At 56.6% G+C, this 23,221-nt stretch carries 20 protein-coding genes; 5 read left to right on the top strand and 15 right to left on the bottom strand.

Annotated elements, in window-relative coordinates:
- Positions 1 to 238: 238 nt before the first annotated feature.
- From guaA to groES, 10 genes are all read right to left on the bottom strand, one after another.
- Positions 239 to 1,831 (bottom strand): glutamine-hydrolyzing GMP synthase, encoded by a 1,593-nt coding sequence (guaA, locus tag HMPREF2958_RS07860; RefSeq protein WP_013397572.1) that lies wholly within the window; start codon positions 1,829 to 1,831, stop codon positions 239 to 241.
- Between the two features lie 137 nt (positions 1,832 to 1,968).
- On the bottom strand, positions 1,969 to 2,553 hold the full coding sequence (locus tag HMPREF2958_RS07855) for a DUF3817 domain-containing protein (RefSeq protein ID WP_070697586.1): 585 nt from the start codon (positions 2,551 to 2,553) through the stop codon (positions 1,969 to 1,971).
- A 38-nt stretch (positions 2,554 to 2,591) separates the two neighbouring features.
- Positions 2,592 to 3,614 carry an SURF1 family protein gene (locus HMPREF2958_RS07850; protein WP_070697585.1) on the bottom strand — a complete coding sequence of 341 codons (1,023 nt, stop codon included), beginning with the start codon at positions 3,612 to 3,614 and terminating at the stop codon, positions 2,592 to 2,594.
- Between the two features lie 180 nt (positions 3,615 to 3,794).
- A complete protein-coding gene (locus HMPREF2958_RS07845; protein ID WP_210400887.1) occupies positions 3,795 to 4,271 on the bottom strand; it encodes a DUF6301 family protein in 477 nt (158 codons plus the stop codon).
- Between the two features lie 172 nt (positions 4,272 to 4,443).
- Entirely contained in the window at positions 4,444 to 5,091 is a 648-nt protein-coding gene (locus HMPREF2958_RS07840) for an SMI1/KNR4 family protein (RefSeq protein WP_246828083.1), read from the bottom strand.
- Positions 5,092 to 5,236: 145 nt separating this feature from the next.
- Entirely contained in the window at positions 5,237 to 5,662 is a 426-nt protein-coding gene (locus tag HMPREF2958_RS07835) for a hypothetical protein (protein WP_070534511.1), read from the bottom strand.
- Between the two features lie 250 nt (positions 5,663 to 5,912).
- Positions 5,913 to 7,043 (bottom strand): GuaB3 family IMP dehydrogenase-related protein, encoded by a 1,131-nt coding sequence (locus tag HMPREF2958_RS07830; RefSeq protein ID WP_070534510.1) that lies wholly within the window; start codon positions 7,041 to 7,043, stop codon positions 5,913 to 5,915.
- 202 nt (positions 7,044 to 7,245) lie between these two features.
- Positions 7,246 to 8,763 (bottom strand): IMP dehydrogenase, encoded by a 1,518-nt coding sequence (gene guaB / locus HMPREF2958_RS07825; protein WP_070697584.1) that lies wholly within the window; start codon positions 8,761 to 8,763, stop codon positions 7,246 to 7,248.
- 265 nt (positions 8,764 to 9,028) lie between these two features.
- Positions 9,029 to 10,618 carry a chaperonin GroEL gene (gene groL / locus HMPREF2958_RS07820; RefSeq protein ID WP_013397584.1) on the bottom strand — a complete coding sequence of 530 codons (1,590 nt, stop codon included), beginning with the start codon at positions 10,616 to 10,618 and terminating at the stop codon, positions 9,029 to 9,031.
- Positions 10,619 to 10,747: 129 nt separating this feature from the next.
- Positions 10,748 to 11,035, bottom strand: coding sequence for a co-chaperone GroES (groES, locus tag HMPREF2958_RS07815; RefSeq protein ID WP_004005229.1), 288 nt, complete (start codon positions 11,033 to 11,035; stop codon positions 10,748 to 10,750).
- Between the two features lie 130 nt (positions 11,036 to 11,165).
- Between groES and HMPREF2958_RS07810 the strand changes: the two genes are divergently transcribed.
- Both HMPREF2958_RS07810 and HMPREF2958_RS07805 read left to right on the top strand, forming a co-directional pair.
- The gene (locus HMPREF2958_RS07810) at positions 11,166 to 12,728 is read left to right on the top strand and encodes a THUMP-like domain-containing protein (RefSeq protein ID WP_246828082.1); all 1,563 of its coding nucleotides are present in this window, start codon (positions 11,166 to 11,168) and stop codon (positions 12,726 to 12,728) included.
- Positions 12,729 to 12,895: 167 nt separating this feature from the next.
- Entirely contained in the window at positions 12,896 to 14,044 is a 1,149-nt protein-coding gene (locus tag HMPREF2958_RS07805) for a glutamate--cysteine ligase (protein ID WP_070697583.1), read from the top strand.
- A gap of 80 nt (positions 14,045 to 14,124) precedes the next feature.
- Here the strand turns inward: HMPREF2958_RS07805 and tsaD are convergent, their stop codons facing one another.
- From tsaD to alr, 5 genes are all read right to left on the bottom strand, one after another.
- The gene (tsaD, locus tag HMPREF2958_RS07800; RefSeq protein WP_070697623.1) at positions 14,125 to 15,243 is read right to left on the bottom strand and encodes a tRNA (adenosine(37)-N6)-threonylcarbamoyltransferase complex transferase subunit TsaD; all 1,119 of its coding nucleotides are present in this window, start codon (positions 15,241 to 15,243) and stop codon (positions 14,125 to 14,127) included.
- Between the two features lie 6 nt (positions 15,244 to 15,249).
- Complete coding sequence (gene rimI / locus HMPREF2958_RS07795) at positions 15,250 to 15,813, bottom strand: ribosomal protein S18-alanine N-acetyltransferase (protein ID WP_048754747.1); 564 nt, start codon at positions 15,811 to 15,813, stop codon at positions 15,250 to 15,252.
- A 13-nt stretch (positions 15,814 to 15,826) separates the two neighbouring features.
- Positions 15,827 to 16,612, bottom strand: coding sequence for a tRNA (adenosine(37)-N6)-threonylcarbamoyltransferase complex dimerization subunit type 1 TsaB (gene tsaB / locus HMPREF2958_RS07790; RefSeq protein WP_070697582.1), 786 nt, complete (start codon positions 16,610 to 16,612; stop codon positions 15,827 to 15,829).
- A gap of 118 nt (positions 16,613 to 16,730) precedes the next feature.
- On the bottom strand, positions 16,731 to 17,357 hold the full coding sequence (gene tsaE, locus HMPREF2958_RS07785; protein WP_070697581.1) for a tRNA (adenosine(37)-N6)-threonylcarbamoyltransferase complex ATPase subunit type 1 TsaE: 627 nt from the start codon (positions 17,355 to 17,357) through the stop codon (positions 16,731 to 16,733).
- Between the two features lie 64 nt (positions 17,358 to 17,421).
- Positions 17,422 to 18,735 (bottom strand): alanine racemase, encoded by a 1,314-nt coding sequence (alr, locus tag HMPREF2958_RS07780; RefSeq protein ID WP_070697580.1) that lies wholly within the window; start codon positions 18,733 to 18,735, stop codon positions 17,422 to 17,424.
- A 234-nt stretch (positions 18,736 to 18,969) separates the two neighbouring features.
- Between alr and HMPREF2958_RS07775 the strand changes: the two genes are divergently transcribed.
- The 3 genes from HMPREF2958_RS07775 (at position 18,970) to HMPREF2958_RS07765 (ending at position 23,148) form a co-directional block, all read left to right on the top strand.
- Positions 18,970 to 20,292, top strand: coding sequence for a glycosyltransferase (locus tag HMPREF2958_RS07775; RefSeq protein ID WP_070697579.1), 1,323 nt, complete (start codon positions 18,970 to 18,972; stop codon positions 20,290 to 20,292).
- A gap of 92 nt (positions 20,293 to 20,384) precedes the next feature.
- Positions 20,385 to 21,170 carry a phosphatase gene (locus HMPREF2958_RS07770; protein WP_070697578.1) on the top strand — a complete coding sequence of 262 codons (786 nt, stop codon included), beginning with the start codon at positions 20,385 to 20,387 and terminating at the stop codon, positions 21,168 to 21,170.
- A gap of 469 nt (positions 21,171 to 21,639) precedes the next feature.
- Positions 21,640 to 23,148, top strand: coding sequence for a sugar transferase (locus HMPREF2958_RS07765; RefSeq protein WP_037231129.1), 1,509 nt, complete (start codon positions 21,640 to 21,642; stop codon positions 23,146 to 23,148).
- Positions 23,149 to 23,221 lie beyond the last annotated feature (73 nt).

Genomic DNA, 23,221 nt, shown 5'->3' with positions numbered 1-23,221 from the left:
GGGCGCCCCTAAACCGAGTACGCTCCAGACTTTCATATTCCCGTCATGGGCATCCGAAGCTGTGCTCTGTTGCAGAAGGACTTGATGAAATGTTCCGTTTCGAGAAGGTCATGGCGTAGCTTCTATATCTTTATGACCACAGCAAAGCCGCCCGGCGTATCCTGACAGCTCAGAACACACCGGGCGGCTTATCTACTCAGAACTGGGTTGATTCCTAGACGGCTACTCCCCCGCCTGGCTACTCCCACTCAATGGTTCCCGGGGGTTTGGAGGTGACATCCAGCACCACACGGTTCACGTCTTTGACTTCGTTCGTAATCCGGTTCGAGATTTTTGCCAGCAGATCATAAGGCAGGCGCGACCAGTCGGCGGTCATCGCATCCTCCGAAGAAACCGGGCGCAGCACAATCGGATGCCCGTAAGTGCGGCCATCGCCCTGCACGCCCACAGAACGCACACCGGAGAGAAGAACCACTGGGCACTGCCAAATATGCTCGTCCTGACCGGCGGCGGTCAGCTCTTCACGCACAATCGCATCCGCCGCGCGCAGGGTCTCAAGGTTCTCGCGGGTCACCTCACCCACAATACGAATACCCAGACCCGGGCCGGGGAACGGCTGACGCGCCACGATCTTCTCGGGAACACCCAGCTGACGACCGATAGCGCGAACCTCATCCTTAAACAGGGTACGCAACGGCTCGACTAGCTCAAACGCCAGATCCTCAGGCAAACCGCCCACATTGTGGTGCGATTTAATATTCGCTGCGCCCTCGCCGCCGCCGGATTCGACCACATCCGGGTACAGGGTGCCCTGCACCAGGAACTTGATCTGTGCGCCCTCTTCGCCCGCTTCCTCAATGAGCTTGCGCTCGGCCTGCTCAAAGGAGCGGATAAACTCGCGGCCAATAATCTTACGCTTCTGCTCGGGATCACTCACGCCAGCCAATGCGGTGAGGAAACGCTCTGACTCATCAATGGTAATCACGCGGATACCCATTGACGCGGCGTAATCCTGCTCAACCTGTTCACGCTCACCCGCGCGCAGCAGCCCGTGGTCGATAAAGAAGCAGGTCAGCTGATCGCCCACGGCCTTATGCACGAGAGCCGCAGCAACAGAAGAATCCACGCCACCAGAAAGCGCACAAATCACGCGGTCTTCGCCAACCTGCTCACGAATCTTCGCAACCTGTTCCTCAATGATATTGTCAGTTGACCAGGTGGGTTTAAGCCCAGCAATGTTATACAGGAAGTTCTCAAGCGCAACCTGACCGTAGTCGGAGTGCTTCACCTCGGGGTGCCACTGCACGCCGCCCAGTTTGCGGTGCTCATCCACGAACGCCGCCACGGACGCACCCGGGGTCTGCGCCAGAACCTCAAACCCGGCGGGGGCTTCGGTCACGGAATCGCCGTGCGACATCCACACGTTTTGCGTCTGCGGGGTTCCAGTGAGGAACGAAGACTCAACTGCACACAGGGTCGCATCGGTTGCGCCGTATTCGCGGGAACCGGTCTGCGCCACGGTACCGCCCAAGGTTTGCGCCATCACCTGAAAACCGTAGCAGATGCCGAAGACCGGCACGCCAGCCTCAAATAGTGCCCTATCGCCGCGGGGGGCGCCATCGGCATACACCGATGAAGGCCCGCCCGAAAGCACAATCGCGGCGGGGTTTTTAGCGAGCATCTTTTCGGTGCTCATAGAGTGGGGAACGATTTCAGAGTAGATACCCGCCTCACGCACGCGACGAGCAATAAGCTGCGCATACTGGGCACCGTAATCTACCACCAGAACCGGACGCTCTTCGAGCTGATCCGGGTGTACAGAGTCGGTCACGGATTTTCCTCACGTGTCAGGTCGAAATTCCGCGCGAGCGCGCGAAGTCTTGTATTTCTATTCTACGGGAGAGATAAAGGTTTTATGTGGCGCCCATTCACGGGTACTCGCCGTTGGGCTTTCACCGATGCTGGGGGCTAGTATCGTTTGGTTGCCTGCGGGTTTGCCTCAAGCTGTGCCAGGGTTTCTGCGTGAATGCGCTTCTCAACAATGAATGAGAGGAACGGCACCACGCCGCCGAGCGCCATGACGATAAGCTGGGCAATGCCCCAGCGCATGAGCAGCCAAATACGAATGCAGGAGAACAGATAAATAATGTAGAACCAGCCGTGAATGATAAGCACCCATGTGGAGATGTTTACTCCGCCGGTAAGGTTTTCGGTTTTGCGGTTAAGGACGCCGAGCGATACATCGGAACCGGTTGCGACGTCTTTTGCACCCGCCACCAGGTCATAGCCCATCCCGTGGTGGGTAATCATCTCAACCACCAGCAGCAGTAGAAAGGTACCGGATATCCAGGCGCACCATTTATAGAAGGTGAGTGCGGAACGAATCTGCGTTTCGGTACCGCCAAATTTTTTGCGCACCGTAAATCCGCCCTGGGGCGCGTGTTCTGCCCCGTCTGCTGATGCTTTTGAGGCATTCTGCGATAGGGTAACTTTGCGCCCGTCGGTACGTTCTACCGGGGTGATTTTTGTGTTCTTCTCGGGATTCTCTGACATGCTGTGCCTCTCGTGTGTGCTGATGAGTTTAGCTGGCGTTAGTCTTTTATATCTGCAGGTTTCTGAGGATTACCACTCTCCGGTGCGTTGCGCGGTGTATCTTCCATACGCACGGATGCTTCTTCGGGAGCTTCATCAAAGAAATAGTACTGTTCGTCGGCAGGGTCCCAATAGTAGGGGCGTCCGGTGGCTTCGTCCACAAAGTATTCGCCCTCGTACTCAAAATACTGGGTGTATTCGGCTGGTTCGGCGGCACGATGTGCCGCATCCTTAAGCATGCGTCCCCACAGGTAGAGGGCGAACGCCGCGAAAATCAACCATTCGAGCGAGTAGAAGATGTTGAGCCAGTTGATGTTGGCATCATTGGTCGCCTGGGCTGCGCGAATAGGGCGCAGATTCTCGGACTGTCCAATAATAGTGGCATTTTCTGCGATTGTGTGCTGTTCGGTGAGGGGTATTTTTTGGTTCTCAGGTACTTCGGCAGAAAGCGTGAGCACGCCGTCATAGAGGGGTGAATCCCACAGATTCGTCAGCTGCGCCGGGGATGCGCTTTCCAGCACCTTCTCAGCCGTGCGCGTGTACGGGGCGGCGCCCTGGGCATTTACTACACGACCGGCGATCTCAACTGTCCCTGTCGGTTCGGCGGGTATGCTCGGCGCATGATCATCCTCGCCCGCTATCCAGGCACGTGCCACCGTGATGGCACGGGGCTTGGTACTCCCCAAAGCAGCGGCTTTATCGGTTCCTTCGGGAATGAATTCGCTCAGAACCCAGTATCCATGCTGCCCCTCATTCAGGCGGCCCGCCACCAGCATGGAGGATCCTGGAACGTACTCCCCCTTCGCCTGCACTACGGTATCAACCGTCAAGTTCGTCACGGGCTGATGCGCCTGCAGAATCTCGGTATAGGGTCGCACTCGATCTTTCGCAGGATCAGAATGTACCTGCTGTGAGGTGGAGGCATTGAACTGCCAGCTGGAGAGCGCGACAAACCCCGTCACAAAGACGAGAGCCAGCAAAAGCCCGCCCAGCCAGCGGGGAGTAAACGCCAATTTCCACACATATCTAGGGTAGCGCGTCTGCGTGATGTGCCCCTAACGCCGTTGGTAACTTACGCGGGGAAAAATCCCGGCGAATAGTTTGCAGAGATGCGTCGTTTCCCAGTGTAGAACGCAGTCTAGCCGGTACGGTAAGGACCCAGAACCAAAAACTAGCTGGCAGCAAACCAGCGGCGCACAGCGTTAAAGCTCCCCACCCTCCGCAAAATACTTCTCTTCAGCTTCGGTGAGATCAGTCATCGCTGGCGATTCAATTGTTGCGGACACAAGTCTTGTAGCGACTCCTAAACCGACACTCGCGCGCGACGGCAAATACCAAGACAAAGTTTCTACTTCGCTGCTAGGGCCAGGGGTTGCAGTCCCGTACAGTGATGTGAGTCCGGCGATATAGTCTGAACGTGCCGACTGTATCAATGCCTTAATTTCTGGGGTTGGGTTCGGGGATGCGAGGCTGGTCAAGCGGAAAGAAATCCCGGATACGAATTGGTTGTTACTGACGTCTAGGCTTATGTGGCCATCTTCCTCTCCGTTACTGACGGGTGTAACGAAAAATCTCCCATCGTCAGGAGCGGGTATCCAGTCGAACTGATCTCGCAACGAGAATGCCTCTTCAACAGTCATGGGCCACCGATGCTCGGCTATTGCTCGGATGATGGCCACCGCTTGCTCGACCGGATACGTGCGAAAACCTGACGGTGTGGAGTTTGCTTCATTTAACATATGAGAATTCGGTCTCTCTTCTGGGATTTTTAGAGCTTGTCGATAGATTCTTAAGATGCTGAGCAGCCTCGGGCGTGAGAACCCCATAGCCCACCTAGCTATGCGAACTACGTCAGTCTTCCCCTTCATTGAGGCGGGTATCGAGGACAGCGTGAGGGACGCCGTCGGGCTTGGGGCCGAAGTCCTTTCTGAGATCGGCGGTTTCGAGCTTGTTGTACTCCATCATAGACAGGTAATAGTCCAGAAGATCGTCGTAGCGTCCTAGTACTTCACCACGCACCCACGAGGCAGTCCCCTCCGCCGGGGTACCGGGCCGCCCCATCAGAACGATGTCAATCGACCCCTTTGCGGCGGCAACCATGAAATGGTCAGCAGCGATAACACCGTCTGAAGCCATAGCCTCAATGCACTCCTCCAGCTCCAGCTGAACCCCGCCCAGCCTACGCAGTTCGCCGCCAAGAAGGTCACTAGTGGAGAAGATCGTCATGTCCTGGTAGAAACAGGGCCAGCCGTCGGCTACCTTGAGAAAATCACGATAGGACTTTGGCAAACGAAAACCCAGCTGAGCCTCAGTACGTGCCAGTGTTTCTTCAGAGGCTCCTGCATTGGGTGGCGCGTAGTCCCACAGGCCCTTCCAGTCGGCCTCCATTCGCTCTTGGTTAATCTCCTGCCCCCAGTTCAGGTAGTCCTGCCACGTCCATTCCGACATAGCCCGATTTGTCCCGCTGGGTACACCCATAGCCTCATCTGTCATGTGCATTAGCCTCTTCCTATCTCCTATCCGGCTCTAAGAACCAGCTCTGCTGCCGCAGCAACCAATCACTACTAGCTTGCCGGTATCGCCATACTCCCATGGTTTACCGCGCCCATATCAGCCTCGCCCCCTTTCACTATGACTACATCATTCACGAGAAGTACTGAGGGTACTCCACATAAGGGTCGTGTTCACGGTGATCTACCCATTGCTCAAGCACCTGCTGGGGTGTAATTCCCGGAGTCAAGACTGTGTGACCATCGAAAGCACTGGATGTAAACCATAGCACCACGTCAGGGTCTGGGTTCAAAGACCGCACCCATGCGGCAATCTCTACGGCCTCCTCAAAATCTGCCCCATCAACAGATATGAGCCGACCATCAGTGAAATGACTGATAATCGTCGATGCCCCATCAGGGATAGTAATAAGGCGAGCATCCGTCAAGCGGTCTTCCTCAACGCTCCACTGCGCCGTCTTACACCCGGGCCATTTTCGCTGCCCTTCGCGTAAGAAAGCTTCGACATCAATGAGGGTATCCTCTGAACTGAGAACGGGATATAGGTAATTAACGCCCACAATTTTTTCCTCTCGCCTTACCTGCGAAATACCGTAAACCACTGCACGCTACCCGCCTGCCCTATTCATGCTACGGGATTCTGCTCGCTTGTGCCCCGCGTATGGTCATGTACCCAGCTTCCGCGCCTGACTCGGAATAGCACAATGCGCCCCCACCGGATATTTTCACCGGTGAGGGCGCAATACGTTTTAGCAAAGAGAATGTTCGTTCGGTTCCTGTGCGCTCAACGGAACGCGAGACTGAGCGAGATTATCCCCGATATTCAGGCACGAGCGTCATCTCTGCCTTCTGGAACTTCTTCAAGTCCAGGTAACCGCAGGTAGCCATAGCACGCTTGAGTGCACCCACAATATTGCGTGTGCCGTCCACATGGTGCGAAGGTCCATACAGCACTTCTTCGAGGGTTCCAACAACGCCCAGCGGGGTACGCACGCCGCGCGGGAAATCCACCGAATGCGCTTCATTACCCCAGTACCAGCCCTGACCCGGCGCCTCGGATGCACGCGCTAGGGGCGCACCGATCATCACCGCATCCGCACCCAGAGCCAGTGCCTTCACCAGGTCACCGGAGCGGCTAAGTCCGCCGTCGGCAATCACATGAACATACCGTCCACCGGATTCGTCCAGGTAGTCCGAACGAGCCGCAGCAACATCGGCAATAGCGGTTGCCATCGGCGCAGAAATGCCCAGCCCCTTACGGGTGGTCATCGCGGAACCGCCGCCGAAGCCCACCAGAACACCGGCGGCACCGGTGCGCATCAAGTGCTTCGCCTGGGTATACCCTGCCACGCCGCCGACCATAACAGGTACATCCAGCTCGTAAATGAATTTCTTGAGGTTCAGCGGTTCATGCGAAGTTGAGATATGCTCCGCAGAGACCGACGCGCCGCGAATCACGAAAAGATCGGCCCCGGCCTGCACCACGGTCTCGTAATGTTCTTGGGTGTTCTGCGGGGTAAGCGAGCCCGCCACAATAACACCCGAATCACGAATTTCTTCCAGGCGCGCGGTAATCAGCTCGGGCTTAATCGGCTCAGCGTAAATCTGCTGCATGCGCGTAGTAGCAGAGGCAGGATCAGCTTCGGGAAGCTCAGTAATTTCGTCAAGAAGCGGCTGCGGGTCCTCATAGCGAGTCCACAGACCCTCTAGGTTGAGCACGCCTAAACCACCGAGCTTTCCAAGCGCAATCGCGGTCGCTGGAGACATCACAGAGTCCATCGGTGCGCCCACAATTGGGGTGTCAAATTTGAAGGCGTCAATCTGCCATGACGTATCGACATCGCGACGGTCACGGGTGCGGCGCGTCGGTGCCAGCGCCACATCGTCAAGCGCATAGGTGCGGCGGGCGCTCTTAGAGAGCCCAATCTGGATATCGGACATGTGTGTTTCCCTTTCGGAAGGTCTCTGACCGGTGTTTCCTGGCGCACGGCTGCCCCGCAAGACTACGCGCCTGATGCAGTATCTACTCTACTCGGCGTATAACCCGTTCCGCCGCAGATTATTCAGAAATATCACAAAATGCACGACGGAATAGATTCCCTAATGTTCGAGCCATACACACCATTGAGCCGGTCAGCAATGGTTAACGGCGGTAGTTAGGTGCCTCGACAGTCATCGTAATATCGTGCGGGTGAGATTCTTTCAAGCCCGCCGGAGTGATGCGCACAAACTTACCCTTGGTCTTAAGCTCCTCAATGGTGCGTGAACCCACGTAGAACATGGTCTGGCGCAGACCACCCTCAAGCTGATGCAGCACGGCAGAAAGCGGTCCGCGGAACGGAACCTGCCCCTCAATTCCCTCGGGAATCAGCTTCTCTTCGCTGGAAACGTCTGCCTGGAAATAACGGTCTTTCGAGTAGGACTTGTGACGACCGCGGGTCTGCATAGCGCCCAACGAACCCATGCCGCGGTAGGCTTTGAACTGCTTACCGTTCATGAAAATCAGATCGCCGGGGGCCTCGGCGGTTCCCGCCAGAAGCGAGCCAAGCATCACGGAATCGGCGCCAGCAACCAGGGCCTTACCGATCTCACCGGAGTGCTGCATGCCGCCGTCGGCGATAAGCGGAACACCGGCGGGAATAGCTGCCTTCGCGGATTCGTTAATTGCGGTTACCTGGGGTACGCCCACACCCGCGATAATACGAGTGGTGCAAATTGATCCGGGACCCACGCCGACTTTCACGGCATCTGCGCCCGCATCAATAATGGCCTGAGCACCTTCACGGGTTGCCGCCTGACCGCCGATCACATCGACATGTGCGGCTGCGGGATCTTTCTTCAGGCGGGAAATCATATCGAGCACGCCTTGGGAATGTCCGTTGGCGGTATCGACGAAGAGCGCATCCACCCCGGCCTCGACCAGAGCCATTGCACGTTCGTAGCCGTCACCGAAGAAGCCAATAGCAGCACCAACGCGCAGGCGACCATCGTCATCCTTGGTAGCGCGCGGGTACTGTTCGGTCTTCACAAAGTCTTTGAGGGTAATCAGCCCGGCAAGTTTACCGGCCTCGTCAATAAGGGGCAAACGCTCGATTTTGTTCTTCGAGAGCAGGGCGAAGGCTTCATCCTTTGAGAGGTTCGGCGAACCGGTAATGAGCGGCATCGGGGTCATAACATCGCGCACGAGAGTGCTTTCGTAGTCCGAGCGCGAGAGGTAGCGAATATCGCGGTTGGTAATAATACCTTCAAGTTTGCCGTCTTCGGTGACCACCGGCAGACCCGAAACCTTGTAGTAGCCGCACAGATTATCATATTCGCTGATAGTCGCACCAGCCCCGATAGTGACGGGATTGATAATCATACCCGATTCGGAGCGTTTCACGCGATCAACATGCGCCGCCTGGTCCTCGATCGAAAGGTTGCGGTGAATCACACCCATACCGCCTAGACGCGCCATTGCGATCGCCATTTGAGAGTCGGTGACGGTATCCATCGCCGCGGAGATAATGGGGGTGCCCAGGGTAATACGCTTGGAAAGTCGAGTGCTGGTATCGGCATCGGAGGGAATAACATCGGTGTTGCCGGGTAGAAGCAACACGTCATCATAGGTCAGACCGGTGAAACCGAAGGGATCGTCGGTCAGGGCGGTGGGGACAGTCATGTTTAGCCTTTCAAATGCTGTACCGGATGTATAGATGTTGTGTAGCGAGTGGTGCCACCGGGTGTAAAACGTCGTATCTCTATGGTAAACGCTTACGTCTGCTTCGGGGTACACGGAGTGGTTTGGATGCGCGCCTTTCCTGTAAGCAGTATCCGGTTCAAGGCTGCGCTTGCGGTTATTTCAGGCCAGTCTGCGTCAAGCACCTATAGATAGTTGTTGCCCGGTTCAACGAGATTTTCTCTCCTCGAACCGGGCAACCCATCAATTATTCGTCTTCGTCCTCTTCTTCGGGCTTGGTGACCACCAGAGTCTCGGTCGTGAGCACCAAAGCCGCGATAGATGATGCATTCTGCAGCGCAGAGCGGGTGACCTTCACGGGGTCAATTACGCCCGCCTCAAACAGATCAACATACTCACCGGTTTTGGCGTTGTAACCGTGACCAACAGGCTGTTCGGCAACCTTTGCCGCCACCACATAGCCGTCGTCGCCAGCGTTTTCGGCAATCCAGCGCAGCGGCTGTACCAGGGCGCGGCGTACAATCTGCACACCTACGTTTGCGTCGTGGCTATCGAGTTCAAAACCGTCGAGCGCCTTGCTGGCGTGGATCAGTGCCGAACCGCCACCGGATACGATGCCTTCTTCAAGAGCCGCGCGGGTAGAAGACACAGCGTCTTCGATGCGGTGCTTACGTTCCTTAGCCTCAACCTCGGTTGCCGCACCCACCTTGATCACGCCCACGCCACCGGCGAGCTTCGCCAGGCGTTCCTTGAGCTTTTCGCGATCCCACTCGGAATCGACGGCCTCGATCTCTCGGCGCAGCTGCTGCACACGGTCTTCAACCGCTTCCTTGCTGCCACCGCCGTCCACAATCGTGGTGGTGTTCTTGGTGACGGTCACGCGGCGCGCCGAACCGGTTTCTTCGAGAGTTGCCTGGGCCAGGTCGATACCCAGTTCGGGGGTAATCACGATGCTGCCGGTCAGAATGGCGAGATCCTGCATAATAGCCTTGCGGCGATCGCCGAACCCGGGAGCCTTAAGCGCCACAACGTCGAGAGTTCCGCGGAGCTTATTTACCACGAGGGTGGACAGTGCTTCACCATCAACGTCTTCGGCGATAATAGTCAGCGGTTTCTTCGCCTGTACGACCTTCTCCAGCAGAGGCATAATCTCGGCAACAGTGGAGATCTTACCCTGGTAGAGCAGAATGAGGCTATCTTCAAGAACCGCTTCGCCACGCTCGGCATCGGTCACGAACGAAGGCGAAAGGTAGCCCTTGTCGAACTGCATACCCTCGGTAATGTCAAGCTCAATCTCAGTGGAGGAGCCGTCCTCGATAGTAATGACGCCGTCCTGACCGACCTTCTCAAAAGCAGATGCCAAAAGCTCGCCGATCTGGTCGGACTGAGCCGAAATAGCGGCAACATGCGCAACTTCCGGACCCTGTACCTCGCGGGCGTCCTGAAGCAGACGCTCGGAGACCTTCTCAACGGCGGCCTCAATGCCACGTTTCACCTCCGCAGGTGCCGCACCGCTTGTTACGTTGCGCAGCCCCTCATTCACGAGTGCCTGCGCCAGCACGGTTGCGGTAGTCGTACCGTCACCGGCAACGTCGTTAGTCTTGGTGGCTACCTCTTTAGCGAGCTGCGCGCCCAAGTTTTCATAGGGGTCTTCAAGCTCAACTTCGCGGGCGATCGAGACACCATCATTCGTGATAACCGGTGCACCCCACTGTTTATCGAGCACAACATTGCGCCCGCGTGGGCCGAGGGTAACCTTGACCGCATCGGCGAGTTTATCGACGCCGGCCTGCAGGGACTTACGGGCGGCATCGTTGAATTCAAGCTGTTTAGCCATGAATATTCGCTACTCCTTGAGGGTTGTGAGCGTTCGATATCGTAGAAGGCGCACATGCGCCAAATCCAGGTCAGGTATAGCGGATGCGCCGCGCGAGAAACCGGCGGCGCATCCTGCATATATGCGAAGTTAGTCGACGATCGCCAGAACGTCACGAGCGGAGAGAATCAGGTATTCCTCGCCCTGGTACTTGACCTCGGTACCGCCATAGCGGGAGAACACGACTACGTCACCTTCGGCGATATCGACGGGAACGCGGTTGCCCTTATCGTCCACACGACCGGGACCCACGGCTACTACGCGAGCCTCCTGCGGCTTCTCCTTTGCAGTTTCGGGAATAACCAGACCGGATGCGGTGGTCTGCTCAGCCTGCTCTAGTTTGACAACTACTCGGTCTTCGAGGGGCTTAATAGCCATAGGTATGCTCCTTGTTAGTCAGCTTTTTAAGAATTTGTGAAGCGGTTTAGCCCTAGTGCCTGGGCGTTTAGCACTGCACCGCTTCGAGTGCTAAATTCAACTTTAGAATCCCGGCGGCACCCGGTCAAGAATGCGCGCCGTTTCGAGGGCGGCGTTTCGCGCACAGGATAATACGCGAGCGCCCCGTGAACCTGCTGCAGCCTCCAAACCTTCTGCATATGCTCATGCCACTACACTTAAGCCTATGGTTGATTTTGTGCCCCCGCCGCCGTTTGCATTGCCGCCCGAGCTGCCTTTTACCCGGCAGGCGTTAGATGCCGCGGATGCGCTTTTCCCCTATAGTCAAGAGCACTCGCTCGAACAGGTTACGCGGCTGCGGGCGCAGGGGTTCACGCCCGATGAAACCGCCAATATTCTCGGCCTTGTTAAGGCGCGCACTCGGGCGCTGTCAAAGTTCGGCGATAGGGCGCGCACTATGTTTTTGACCGAGCACGGCGCGCAGCAGGCGACTCGACCGGTTGTTGCTGCCGAGCACGCGGCCGTGTTTGCCCGTGCCGGGGTTCGCTCGGTTGCCGATCTGGGATGCGGTATTGGCGCGGATTCGTTGGAGTTCGCGCGCGCATCCTTAGCGACTGTTTCTGTGGAGCTTGACCCGTTGACGGCATCTTTTGCTGCCGCAAATCTGGCGGATTTTTCGGGTTCGCGGGTTGTGGTCGGTGATGTGACGAATTTTGATCCGGAGAGTTTTCGTGATGGCACCGGCGAGGCGGTACAAGGCATATGGCTTGATCCGGCCAGACGTGATCTGACCGGAGTTATAAAATCCCGTACAGAACGTATTTTTGATCCCGAAGCCTATTCTCCACCGCTTTCGTTCGTGGTGGATCTGGCCAAAACCGGTATGCCAATGGGTGTCAAACTTGGTCCGGGGATGCCGCATGAGGCTATTGCGCGCCCTGAGGATATTCGTAGTGAGGCGAACCCGCATCCGCGTGTCACGGCGCAGTGGGTTGAGCATGAGGACTCTCTCGTGGAGTTGGTGCTTTGGTTTAACGCTTTGGCTCAGGAGGGTGTTGCACGCACGGTCACGGTGCTGCGGCAGGAGGCGACGGGACAGGCTGAAGACAAGGGCCTGCGCATTCACAAAACCACGCTGAGTAGTCCCTATTCTGCGGAGCAAGTAACCCCTGTTGATGAAAAGCAAACCCGGTTCCCCTCCCCCGGTGAGTACCTCTATGAGCCTTCCGGCGCGGTAGTGCGGGCGCATCTGGTGCAGGAGTTAGCCCAAGAGCTTGGGGCGAACCTGATTGATCCGCACCTGGCGTACCTCACGGCGGTAGAAGCTGTTCAGAGTCCGCTGGCACAGTGTTATGAGGTTCTTGAGGAAATCCCGGTGCATGAGAAACAGCTCAAAAAGTGGGTGCGCGAGCGCGGTTTTACGGCTTTGACGATCAAGAAACGCGGCGTTGATCTGGTGCCCGAGAAATTGCGTGCGACCCTGCTGGCAGGCGGTGCGGGCAAGAAATCAGGTAAGAAGGCCGCGAAGAATCAGGGCTATAACCCGGCGACTTTAGTGTTTACGCGAGTGGGGTCTGGGCAGCAGGCACGGCGCATCGGGTGGCATGTGCGGCCTGTAGACTTTTCTGATGCAGCGCACGTCTCCAGCTCGGATACTAAGAATTCTGCGGTCTAGCGGGTTTATGAGGGTGACGCATCTGCAAAATTGCGATGACGGTGTGTGACGTTTTATGTCAGATACTTCATGTTCGTGTCGTATTTAGTTCATACGCACTCGAAAAAGCGTTGTTGTGGTCACCAACACCGTAAAATAAATGCAGTCACCCCAAGAAGGAGAGAGTTTTGATTCCGTTCGCTTCCTCGGCGCAATCCACTCTAGGCGTAGAGTGGGAGATCGCGCTGATTGACCAGCATACCGGAGAGCTGGTAGCGCGCGCTCAAGAGGTACTTACCCGTGTGGGCGAACGTTATCCTGAACTTTTGGAACCTTCCCTGGATCATGCTCATGTGACGGGCGAATTTTTGGAAAATACGCTTGAGATTATTACCGGCGTGTGTACTACGGTTCCGCAGGCATGCCAGCAGTTGATCTCGGTGACCGATAAGATCCGTGAGGTTACTGATGAGCTGGGGCTTGATTTCTATGCGGCGGGCACGCACCCCACGGCGCATTGGCAGGAACAGCAGGTTTCCGCAAAGAAGCGGTACCAGCGTGTGGTGGGTCGCGGCCAGTACTGGGGCAGGCACATGGTTATTTTTGGCGTGCATGTGCATGTGGGCGTCGATTCACGCGATAAGGCATTACCGCTTGTGGATGCGCTCACCAACTATTGCGCGCATCTGCTGGGGCTTTCGGTGTCTTCGCCCTACTGGGACAGCGTGGATACCGGTTATGGTTCGCACCGCACGATGCTGTATCAGCAGCTGCCTTCAAATGGTCTGCCTTTTCATTTTGAAAACTGGCAGGAGTACAGTGACTATTTGCATGCTTTGGTGAAGACGGGCGCTATTTTAGAGGTCAGCGAGGACCGTTGGGATGTGCGCCCGGTCCCCCGCTACGGCACTTTAGAGATGCGGTACTGCGACGGCCTTCCGTCGATTCGGGATGTTGCGGCGGTTACGGCGCTCACCCAGTGTTTAGTGGAGTTTTTCTCGCGCAAAATTGAGACCGGCGAGAAAATTGAGGTGTTAAACCCCTGGCATGCGCAGGAGAATAAATGGCGTGCCGCCCGCTATGGTTTAGACACCGAGATTATTGTGTCTAACGAGCCGCAGGTGCGCCCGCTGCGCGAGGATATTGAGCTTCTTGTTACTCAGCTAGAGGATGTTGCCCGGGATTTGGATTGTTTGCCGGAGCTGCAGCATGTAAGGAATATGCTGGCGGAGGGCACTGGCGCCGACCGGCAGCGCGCTATCTACGAGAAAACTGGCTCTTTCCACGAGGTTATTCGAGATGTCGCGCTCCAGTCACGGGCGCGTCCCATCCGCTAGGGGCCGATAAAGTTCCAGCCCGCTCTCCCGAATTTTCTCAGGAGGCAGGCTGACGGATCCTTCTAGTCTAAGCAAATGCTCTAGAAACACACCGTCGTGACCGGCAGCGAAGAATCGGTCGTAAAATCGATTCCCGAAGGTTCATACCCGGCCTCGACAAGGCGTGCCCCAAGCGCCGCCACCATTGCACCATTATCGGTACACAGCGTAAATTTCGGGATAATGAGGCGCACCCCAGCTGAAGTGCATCGTGCCGAAAGCAGCTCACGCAGCCGCGAATTTGCCGCAACGCCGCCGCCGAGTAAGAGGGTGTGCAGTCCCTGTTCCCGGCAGGCCAGCACGGCTTTCTTCGTTATAACATCGACAACCGCTTCCTGGAAAGATGCCGCAATATCGGCGACCGGAACCTCTTCACCGCGTGCCTCAAAGCCTTCAATCACACGCGCTACGGCGGTCTTGAGCCCTGAAAACGAGAAATTATACCGGTGTGCCCCCGGAGCTTCGGCGGTACCCATGAACTTACGGTTTGACAACCCGCGCGGGAAAACAAACGCCTTAGCATTCCCCGCATGCGCGGCGCGGTCAATAGCATGGCCTCCCGGGTAATCGAGCCCCAGTAAGCGGGCAACTTTATCGTAGGCCTCACCGGCAGCATCATCAAGGGTGGCTCCGAGCAGACGCACATCCTGAGTAATATCGCGCACCTGCAGAATTTCGGTGTGTCCGCCAGAAACCAGCAGTGCCCCAAGCCCGCCATCTCGCGCGTGCTCAAGCAGCTGCGCCCCATCCTCGGTACCGTTATCGTCGAGTAGCCCCACGCCCACATGCGCCACCAGGTGGTTAATGCCGTAGAGCGGCTTTCCGGTAGCGATAGCCAGCGCCTTCGCGGCAGAAACACCGACCATGAGTGCACCGGCGAGCCCAGGGCCGGCGGTGACGGCAATCGCATCTATATCGTCGAGGGTCACGTGAGCATCAGCGAGTGCGGCTTCGAGAGCCGGAATCATGGCATCAAGATGCGCCCGCGAAGCAATTTCGGGGATCACCCCACCGAACCGCACGTGCTCTTCCATAGAGGATGAAACCGTGTTGGTGAGCAGACGGGTGCCGCGTACAATGCCGATCCCGGTCTCATCGCAGGATGATTCGATACCTAATACAAGCGGTTCAGCCGCGGCAGAAAGTGTTTGTTCAGTCATCATTTCTCAGGTAGTTTCCGTTGTTGTGGAGGCATCGGCGGCGAAGTCCTTGAGCATGATCAGCGCATCCGTGCCGTCGTCATAATAGCCAGGCCGTGTGTGAATATGCGTGTATCCGGTGCGCAGGTAGAGGTTCTGGGCTCGGGGATTATCGGCCCGCACCTCCAAAAGGATGCGCTGCGCCCCTAAATCCTGTGCCCGGCGGTGCATTGTGGCGAGCATGGCTCTTCCGTATCCATTGCCTTCGTGCTCGGGCAGCACGGCGATGGTCTGCACGTCGGCGGTGTCTGCTACCGTCATAACCCCGCAGTATCCGATAATATTCGGGGCGTTCTTTTCATCGAGGTTTTCCCAGGAATTTTCACCGGAATGCGCCCGCTCAAGTATGTAATAGGTACGGGTGGGGTGGGTTATTTCGGCGAGGAACATGTCAAGGTTCCAGGCGTCGAGGGGGAAAAGCTCTTGTTCGAGAGTGAACAGATGCGGTACATCGTTGATATCGGCACGGCGCAGGCGAGCGCCGTGGGCGAGCGCACCGGGAAGTTCTGGATGCTGAAGTTTCGAGTGCATATTTACGCCCCCCCTATCCCTTAGACGATGCGGGATCGCTCGGAGCGCTCTGGCTCTGCCGCGCAAGCATAGCGGCTGGAACCTTCGCGTCCGAGTCACGCAGGTAGAGGGCGCGGGTGTCGGTGCTAAGATTTTTTACGCCCAAGCGCGCGGCGGCGCGCACGAGGTCGCTTGCGTTGGGGTGCAGCTGCGATAATTCGGAAGAAATTTGCGCCCCCGATTGTTCCAGCTGTTCGCGGTAAAGCTCGGCACCGTAACCGTAGGCACGGTAACCTGCGGTATTCTGTCCAGAAACGCTGCCGGGTGCAGGCGTACTTTCGCTTGCGGGTGCCACCTGCGGACCGGTTTTTATCGTGTATCCGTTCTCGGTGACGGTGAAGATCGCGGAGTAGATTTCGCGGCGGCGCGCATCGGAGGCTACCAGAATATCGGTCTTCTGCGCGGCTTTGCCCTGGAAATCCTGAACGAATGCTCGTTCTGCCAAGGCTGTTAGACTCATAAGTCCATAGACAGGTTTGTTCCAGGCAAATCCAAGAGTTCGGGCGGTGACGATTCCGGCGCGCAGCCCGGTGAAAGGGCCCGGCCCGGTTCCGGTGAGAATCGCATCCACGTTCCGCCCATTTACCTGTGCTTCGTCGAGTACCTGGGATACGAAGGGCGACATCACTTCGGCGTGTGAACGTGTATCGGCGCTTTCGCGGGCAGCGAGAATAGTTGCGGTCGAACCGGGATTTTCGCCGTCGAGGCGCGCCAAAGCCACGGATGCGGTGGCTGATGAATCTAGAGCAAGTATGAGCACCCTATCATTCTAACGTGCTGCCGTGTACCCGCTATTGCGACGGGTTCTCGCTTCATAAATGCCCTAAGGCGGGCTCATGAGGTGCGCTTCCGTTCGCTCCCGGCAACTCTTAAACAGGTTACTCGACGCCGAGTTTGAGCATGGCGGCTTCGAGACTGCGATACGCTTCGCCTTCCCATCGTGGGCCGTAAGCGGTAATGCGCAGCAGCCGCGGTTCTGAGGCATCAGCGCTCTCCTCCTCACGATCGTCAAGCGCATCCCAGTCGAATTCCCCCTCCCCTGTGGGCGAGTAATTCTCGGCGGCGTAGGCGATGGAGGCGTCCGCGCCGGTGAGTCGCGTGAAGTCTAGTTCCAGGCGGGAATCGCTCAGATGCTCGGCTTTACCGCGTCCCCATTCGATGACGGTCACGGATTTTTCCAGCGAGAATTCTAGATCGAGGTCGTCTAATTCTTCGGCGCTAGAGAGCCGGTATGCGTCCACGTGCACGAGATCGGGTCCGCCCGGGCGGGTGCCGTCCGACAGGTTGGGATGCACCCGCGAGAGCACAAAAGTTGGTGAAATAACGCCCTCACGTACTCCAAGCCCCTCGCCTAGGGCACGAGTGAAAGTGGTCTTCCCGGCACCAAGCTCTCCCGAAAGTAAGAGCAGGTCCCCGGCGGTGAGCAACGGTGCAAGCGCATGCGCCGCCGCGCGTGTATGCGCAAGATCGGCAAGATCAACTTCTAAAACGGGATGTGCGTGCATGGGCTTCTTTCCGGGGAACGGTACGGGTTAAACAGGGATGCGAAGACTCGACCTCATATATCGATTAGACGGTTTCCGGTGTCTGTTCCTCGTCGAGACCGAAGAGGGATCCCAGAGCGTGCAGACCATCTACTTCGCGTTCCACCCAGGCGCCACCGCGGTAGATGCGTATCACGCGCGGGGAAATACGAGTCACAATCTCGTAGTTAATGGTCTGCGCTGCAGCGGCCCATTCTTCAACGGGAGGGTTATCTCCCGAGCCGAAAAGCACGGCAGAACCACCGAGAACACCGCGCGCAGGATCGGCGAGTCCGGGCTCTTCCAGATCAACTACAAACTGGTCCATAGCAATCCTACCCACGGCACGGTACGTGCGCGGTTCCACGGGGTTCGCGGCATCAGCTCGCGGGTAAATACGCACCGGAGCCCCATCAGCGATGCGCGGCACGCCATCGGCGTATCCGAGCGGAATGAGGGCCAGCGTGGTGGGCTTATCGGTGCTGTACCGCAACCCGTATGAGACCCCCTGCCCGGCGGGTACCTCTTTGACATTGCACACATGGGTTCCCAGGGTCATAACGGGTCGCAGATTAAGATCTTTGGAGATCACACCCGCGAGCGGGGACAGACCGTAAAGGGCGATTCCGCAGCGTACCGCATCGGCGAGGACCGCCTCGTTCGTGTTATATAGGGGGCTCGCGCCGGTGATCGTTCCCGGGGAGTTCGCCAGGTGAACAAGCTCGGGGGTGAGACCCGCGCTGCGGGCGACGGTTACGAATTCGTTGAGTCGGGTGATCTGCCGTGCGGTCTCGGGGCGTTCGGGTTCATCGGCAACCGCCAGATGCGAGAAAATGCCCTCAATGCGCACCAGCCCTGCGGCTTCAAGTTCAAGGGCGCGCGCCACTAGCGCGGGCCAGTCCTCAAAGGTGGAGCCGTTACGCCCAAGCCCCGTGTCTACTTTCAGATGTACACGAGCACGCTTCTTGGTGCGATTGGCAGCTTCTGCTATTGCTTCTAAGTCCCAGCCGGAGGCACCCAGGATAATATCTGCTTCGAGTGCTTCGTCGAAGTCCGTCTGCGGGGTGTGCAGCCAAGCTATAATCGGGGCGGTAATACCCTCTGAGCGCAATTCCAGGGCTTCGGTCACATGCACAACGCCCAGAATATCGGCACCGGCTTCGAGTACTGACCGTGCCACGGGGTAGGCGCCGTGACCGTAGGCATCCGCCTTCACCACGGCAATGAGTTTACGTTCGCCGATCATATCTTTGAGCACGCGCGTATTGTGCTCAAGAGCATTAAGGTCGATGATAGCGGTTCGCTCCGCCTCACCGGGCTGCAGGTTCGGGGTGTAGAGGGGACGTGTGGGAACAGTCATTTCTATATACCTCCGGTACTCGGTGAACGCGGGGAGCGTCTAGTTACACTCATTCTAGCCCGTCTTTTCATGTATTTTCGCTCTTCTTATCCCGAGTTAGGGAGCGTTCATCAACAGTTCATGTTCTTACTGTGCGAATGCGCCTCTTCGATACCGTCGAAGCTTACACGTTCACCCTTAGGTGCACTCGGCTTGCAGAACGCACTGTCTCATAAAACCGCGCGTTAGACTAGGATGGTGAAGATTCCCGAGAGCTCGCAGTCCCGCTTGCCCCTGCCCCAGCCTGTTGTGCATGTCTATTCTCTACATACCGATCCTTTTGCGCAGCCCGGTCGCGGCGATGCCGGGGGCATGAACGTTTATATTGCGCGTTCGATTGCAGCTATGCTGGCGGCAGACGATACTCTACGCGTCGAGGTTTTCACGCTTCTTACCGATCCCGATTGTGAGCATGCAAAGCCCGGCGTGCAGGTTCCGCTTCTTCTCAACTCATATCGTGATCGGGTGCGGGTACACCAGGTGTTGATTCCGCAGGCTTTAGGTGCTCGTAAAAATCAGCTCGCCGAGTTTACGGCCGGATTTGCGGCGCAATGCGTCTCATTGGCGTGCTGGCATCCGCAGGTTATTCACGCACACTATTGGCTTTCGGGCGTCGCTGCGCTGGGGGCTGCCCAAACCTACGCTGCCGAAGGAACAGTTATTCCCGTAGTATTTACCCCTCATACGACCGCCGCAGCGAAGGATGCGCGCCGCTCCCCCGACGAGCCCGAAGAACCACACACACGTTATGAAAGTGAGCATCGAGTTCTTGAACATGCCGCTTTGACGATCGTCAATACTTCTCTTGAAGGGCAGCAGCTGCAGGACTACTATGGGGCAGATTCCGCACGCATGCGTGTGATTGCGCCGGGGGTTGATACCGGTATTTTTCACCCACTGCCGGGGGTGCACGCCGAACATGAGGGTTCGGATACGCACGCTCGGGTGGTTTTTGCTGGGCGTCCTCAGCCGTTAAAGGGACCTCATATTTTGGTAGAGGCCCTTGCGCTTCTTCCCGCGGATCTGCATGTTGAACTGGATATTATCGGCAAGTCTTCTTCCAGATACGAATTAGATCTTCTTGCCCGTGCCCGCGATTTAGGCATCGCCGATCGGGTGCATCTGCACAGCCCGGTTCCTGCCGATATTCTTGCCGATATTTTTCGCCGCGCCGATATTGTGGCTTCTCCTTCCTCGTCTGAATCTTTTGGGCTAGTGGCTTTGGAGGCGCAGGCTTCGGGGGCTGCGGTACTTGCTACCGATGCGGATGGGTTGCGTTTCGCTATCGAGAACCATAAAACGGGGTTGCTTGTGGCGCCGCGTACCCCGCAGCGTTGGGCGGTTGCGATCGAGCGGCTGGTGCGTGCCCCGCGTCTGCGCTTAACACTGGGGGCGAATGCGGCAGCTCGTGCACGTTCTTTCAGTTGGGAAGCGACCGCCCGAAAAACCTTGTGCGTCTATTCTGAGGCGATAACCGGTCGTCATTTAGCACAAGAGCGGGCCGAGGGTTCCGCATAGTTTATTGCCGAATTACTCTGCTCTTCCCCAAAAACCTGTAGAACGCACCACAGCACGGTCTCGAAAGTTGTTCAAGCGGCTACACTTGACGTATGAGTTTTGCAATGACGCGCGACGAGTTTGCCGCTTATCTTGATTCTGCCCGCATCACGGGCGATGTTGCTACACCGCGCGAGAATAACCTTTCGCATATTCAAGGGTTTCTCGATCACAATGAGCACCTCGAGTTCGGAGTTACATGGTCGAAGGATTGGACCTATGACGAAGTTTTTGAGGTCATGGTACGCCGTGTTGGACTGAACCCTGACCGCTCGCATGTCCAGGGGCAAGATACGATTGGTTCCGCCCAGTGCATTGATGCTCTTGAAGAGTATGCCCGTATTTTTGGCGATGCGGTACGCGCCCGCCAAAAGATCCTGTTCGCCACCGGTCATCCTGCCGGACTTTTCCCCATTTATGCTGAGCTGGCGCGCATCGCCGAACGCGCCGGGGCCACGGTGCTGCGCATTGAGCAGGGCGAGCGTTTTTTGGACGGCGATATTCGCCAGATCATGGGTGTGGTGATGTTTGAGCAGTACGGGAATCTGCAGCATACGCATTTCCCGGGGCCGATGCGCATCGCCCTCGCCCAGCTTCGTGAGCGCGGTGAGCTGCCCGATCTTGTGGTTTCCGATCACGGGATGGCGGGGTATGCGGCATCGCAGCAGAAGCTGCTGACGCTCGGTATTGCCGACTGTAACGACCCGGGATTGTTTATTGCCGCAGAGCAGGGTGATTTACCGGTGTGTGTTCCGATGGATGATAATGTTCCGCCGAATCGTTACGAACCGCTGATTGATTTTTTGGTGAATCGCGCCTCATTGAAACAATTTCGGTAAAACTTTTAGGCTATAGTTTTTTATTCTTTCAAGGTATTTTATTAGTTTACGGGTATTAAAACTCTCTGACTAGGATATTTATTAAAGCTATTTACAAAAGTAAACATCCACAATAACCTTTAATAATCGTGCCTTCAGCACCTTTATAGCACATTAAGGTGATTGAATTCACTCTTTATCCTTGAAGTTTAGACCACCATTCAGGAGGACTGAACTCCTGGTTTAACCGTAAAATATAAGGACTGAGTAGTTTTGAAGAACTATCGTGAGAATCAGTTAAAGGCCAGGTTTCTCTTCCGGACTACCTCGGGGCCTCAAATCTGGTTCTCGTTCTCTCTACTTCTCGCTCACACACTGCACACATCATTCATCTGTATTCCGACTGACCACCGGGCTGCGGGTCTCAAACTCGAGCATTCCGCGCATACGCCGATATGCGCGCTCACCACGACCGGGGAAGATAACTTCATTGAAAGCAAAAGAAAGACTCAAAAAAGTTTGGGGCACCACATATGTCGCCAAACGTGAGTGGCATCCACAGGTTTTGAAATCTCTTTACCTGGGCGACTTGATTGCCATTGCCATCTCTATTTTTGCTGCGCACTTTATTCGCTTCGGCTTCGTAAACGCGGATTTACCGCCGGTGAATGTCTGGCCGCTTAACCTGCTCGATCCTTCCGTCGCACCTATCGACTATATCTTCCTCGATATCGGCATGATCATAATCTGGTGGCTGACCCTGCAAGTCAACGGCTCACGAAATATTCGCGTTCTAGGAATGGGAACCGACGAATACCGTATGGTCACACGCGGCAGCACTTACTTTTTCTGCACACTCGTGATAGTGGCGTTCTTTCTCAAAATCGACCTGACCCGCATGTACCTGCTCATCGCCTACCCGCTGGGTTTAGGCCTCATCATGATAGAGCGCTGGCTACTGCGCCAAAGACTAGTACAGAAACGTTTGCAAGGGTATTCGCTAACCCGCGTCATGATTATTTCCGACGTTCCCACCGGTAAACATCTGTATAAGAGCCTCTCCGGCGCCGTCGCATCGGGGCTTTCACCAGCTGCGTTTTACCTGCCGGGAATCTACGCCGGTACCACGATTGCAGACGTCGATCTGCCCATTCTGGGTTACTCCACGAACCCTGACGATATTATGCAGGCCGTGCAGGAAAACAATATTCAGATGGTCGCCATCTCGAACGGGCATCAGCTGACCCCGGAACAGATGCGGATGCTCGGCTGGCGTCTCGCGGATGCTCATATCGCCCTGATTATGGCTCCCGCAACCACCGATATTGCAGGGCCTCGCATGCATATTCAGCCGCTCAACGGGCTACCGCTCGTGCACGTTTCTACCCCGCATATTACGGGTATCGCTGCACTGGCGAAACGCGCCCTGGATGTGCTCGCCTCTGGACTGGGGCTTCTCGTGCTTTCCCCTGTTTTCTTGGTGGTGGGTATCCTCATCAGACGCGACGGCGGACCTGCATTCTTCTTCCAAGAGCGCGTAGGAATGAACGGCGATGTTTTTCGCATGGTCAAATTCCGGTCGATGCGCACCGACGCCGAAGAGATAAAAGCACAGCTTATGGAACAGAACGAAGGCAACGGGGTTCTCTTCAAGATGGTGAATGACCCACGCATCACCCCAATCGGCCGGTTTATTCGCAAGTTCTCCATTGATGAGCTACCGCAGCTCTGGAATGTTTTTATTGGCGACATGTCCCTGGTGGGCCCTCGGCCCCCGCTGGCGGAAGAGGTAGACCTATATGAGGATATTATGTACCGCCGCCTGCTCGTCAAACCCGGGATTACCGGGCTCTGGCAGGTCTCTGGCAGAAGCGATCTCTCCTGGGATGAATCGGTACGTCTTGACCTGTACTACGTCGAAAACTGGTCTATGACAACCGACTTTATTATCCTGCTGCGCACGGTACGAGCAGTCTTCGCCAAGGAAGGCGCCTACTAATTTTCGTGCCCGACTATGCCAAGGTCGGTATAGTCCAATACAGCGGTGGGGCGTGACATCATGTCACGCCCCA

The sequence above is a fragment of the Rothia sp. HMSC036D11 genome (genome assembly GCF_001814205.1).
Classification (GTDB): Bacteria; Actinomycetota; Actinomycetes; order Actinomycetales; family Micrococcaceae; genus Rothia; species Rothia dentocariosa.
This window is presented reverse-complemented; position numbering and strand designations above follow the sequence as displayed.

Excerpts from the sequence above, each read along its gene's own strand:
- HMPREF2958_RS07855 (WP_070697586.1), bottom strand. The coding sequence starts at position 2,553 with ATGTCAGAGAATCCCGAGAAGAACACAAAAATCACCCCGGTAGAACGT.
- HMPREF2958_RS07840 (WP_246828083.1), bottom strand. The coding sequence starts at position 5,091 with ATGCACATGACAGATGAGGCTATGGGTGTACCCAGCGGGACAAATCGG.
- HMPREF2958_RS07830 (WP_070534510.1), bottom strand. The coding sequence starts at position 7,043 with ATGTCCGATATCCAGATTGGGCTCTCTAAGAGCGCCCGCCGCACCTAT.
- guaB (WP_070697584.1), bottom strand. The coding sequence starts at position 8,763 with ATGACTGTCCCCACCGCCCTGACCGACGATCCCTTCGGTTTCACCGGT.
- groL (WP_013397584.1), bottom strand. The coding sequence starts at position 10,618 with ATGGCTAAACAGCTTGAATTCAACGATGCCGCCCGTAAGTCCCTGCAG.
- groES (WP_004005229.1), bottom strand. The coding sequence starts at position 11,035 with ATGGCTATTAAGCCCCTCGAAGACCGAGTAGTTGTCAAACTAGAGCAG.
- HMPREF2958_RS07810 (WP_246828082.1), top strand. The coding sequence starts at position 11,166 with ATGCGCGCCGTTTCGAGGGCGGCGTTTCGCGCACAGGATAATACGCGA.
- tsaD (WP_070697623.1), bottom strand. The coding sequence starts at position 15,243 with ATGACTGAACAAACACTTTCTGCCGCGGCTGAACCGCTTGTATTAGGT.
- rimI (WP_048754747.1), bottom strand. The coding sequence starts at position 15,813 with ATGCACTCGAAACTTCAGCATCCAGAACTTCCCGGTGCGCTCGCCCAC.
- tsaE (WP_070697581.1), bottom strand. The coding sequence starts at position 17,357 with ATGCACGCACATCCCGTTTTAGAAGTTGATCTTGCCGATCTTGCGCAT.
- alr (WP_070697580.1), bottom strand. The coding sequence starts at position 18,735 with ATGACTGTTCCCACACGTCCCCTCTACACCCCGAACCTGCAGCCCGGT.
- HMPREF2958_RS07775 (WP_070697579.1), top strand. The coding sequence starts at position 18,970 with ATGGTGAAGATTCCCGAGAGCTCGCAGTCCCGCTTGCCCCTGCCCCAG.
- HMPREF2958_RS07770 (WP_070697578.1), top strand. The coding sequence starts at position 20,385 with ATGAGTTTTGCAATGACGCGCGACGAGTTTGCCGCTTATCTTGATTCT.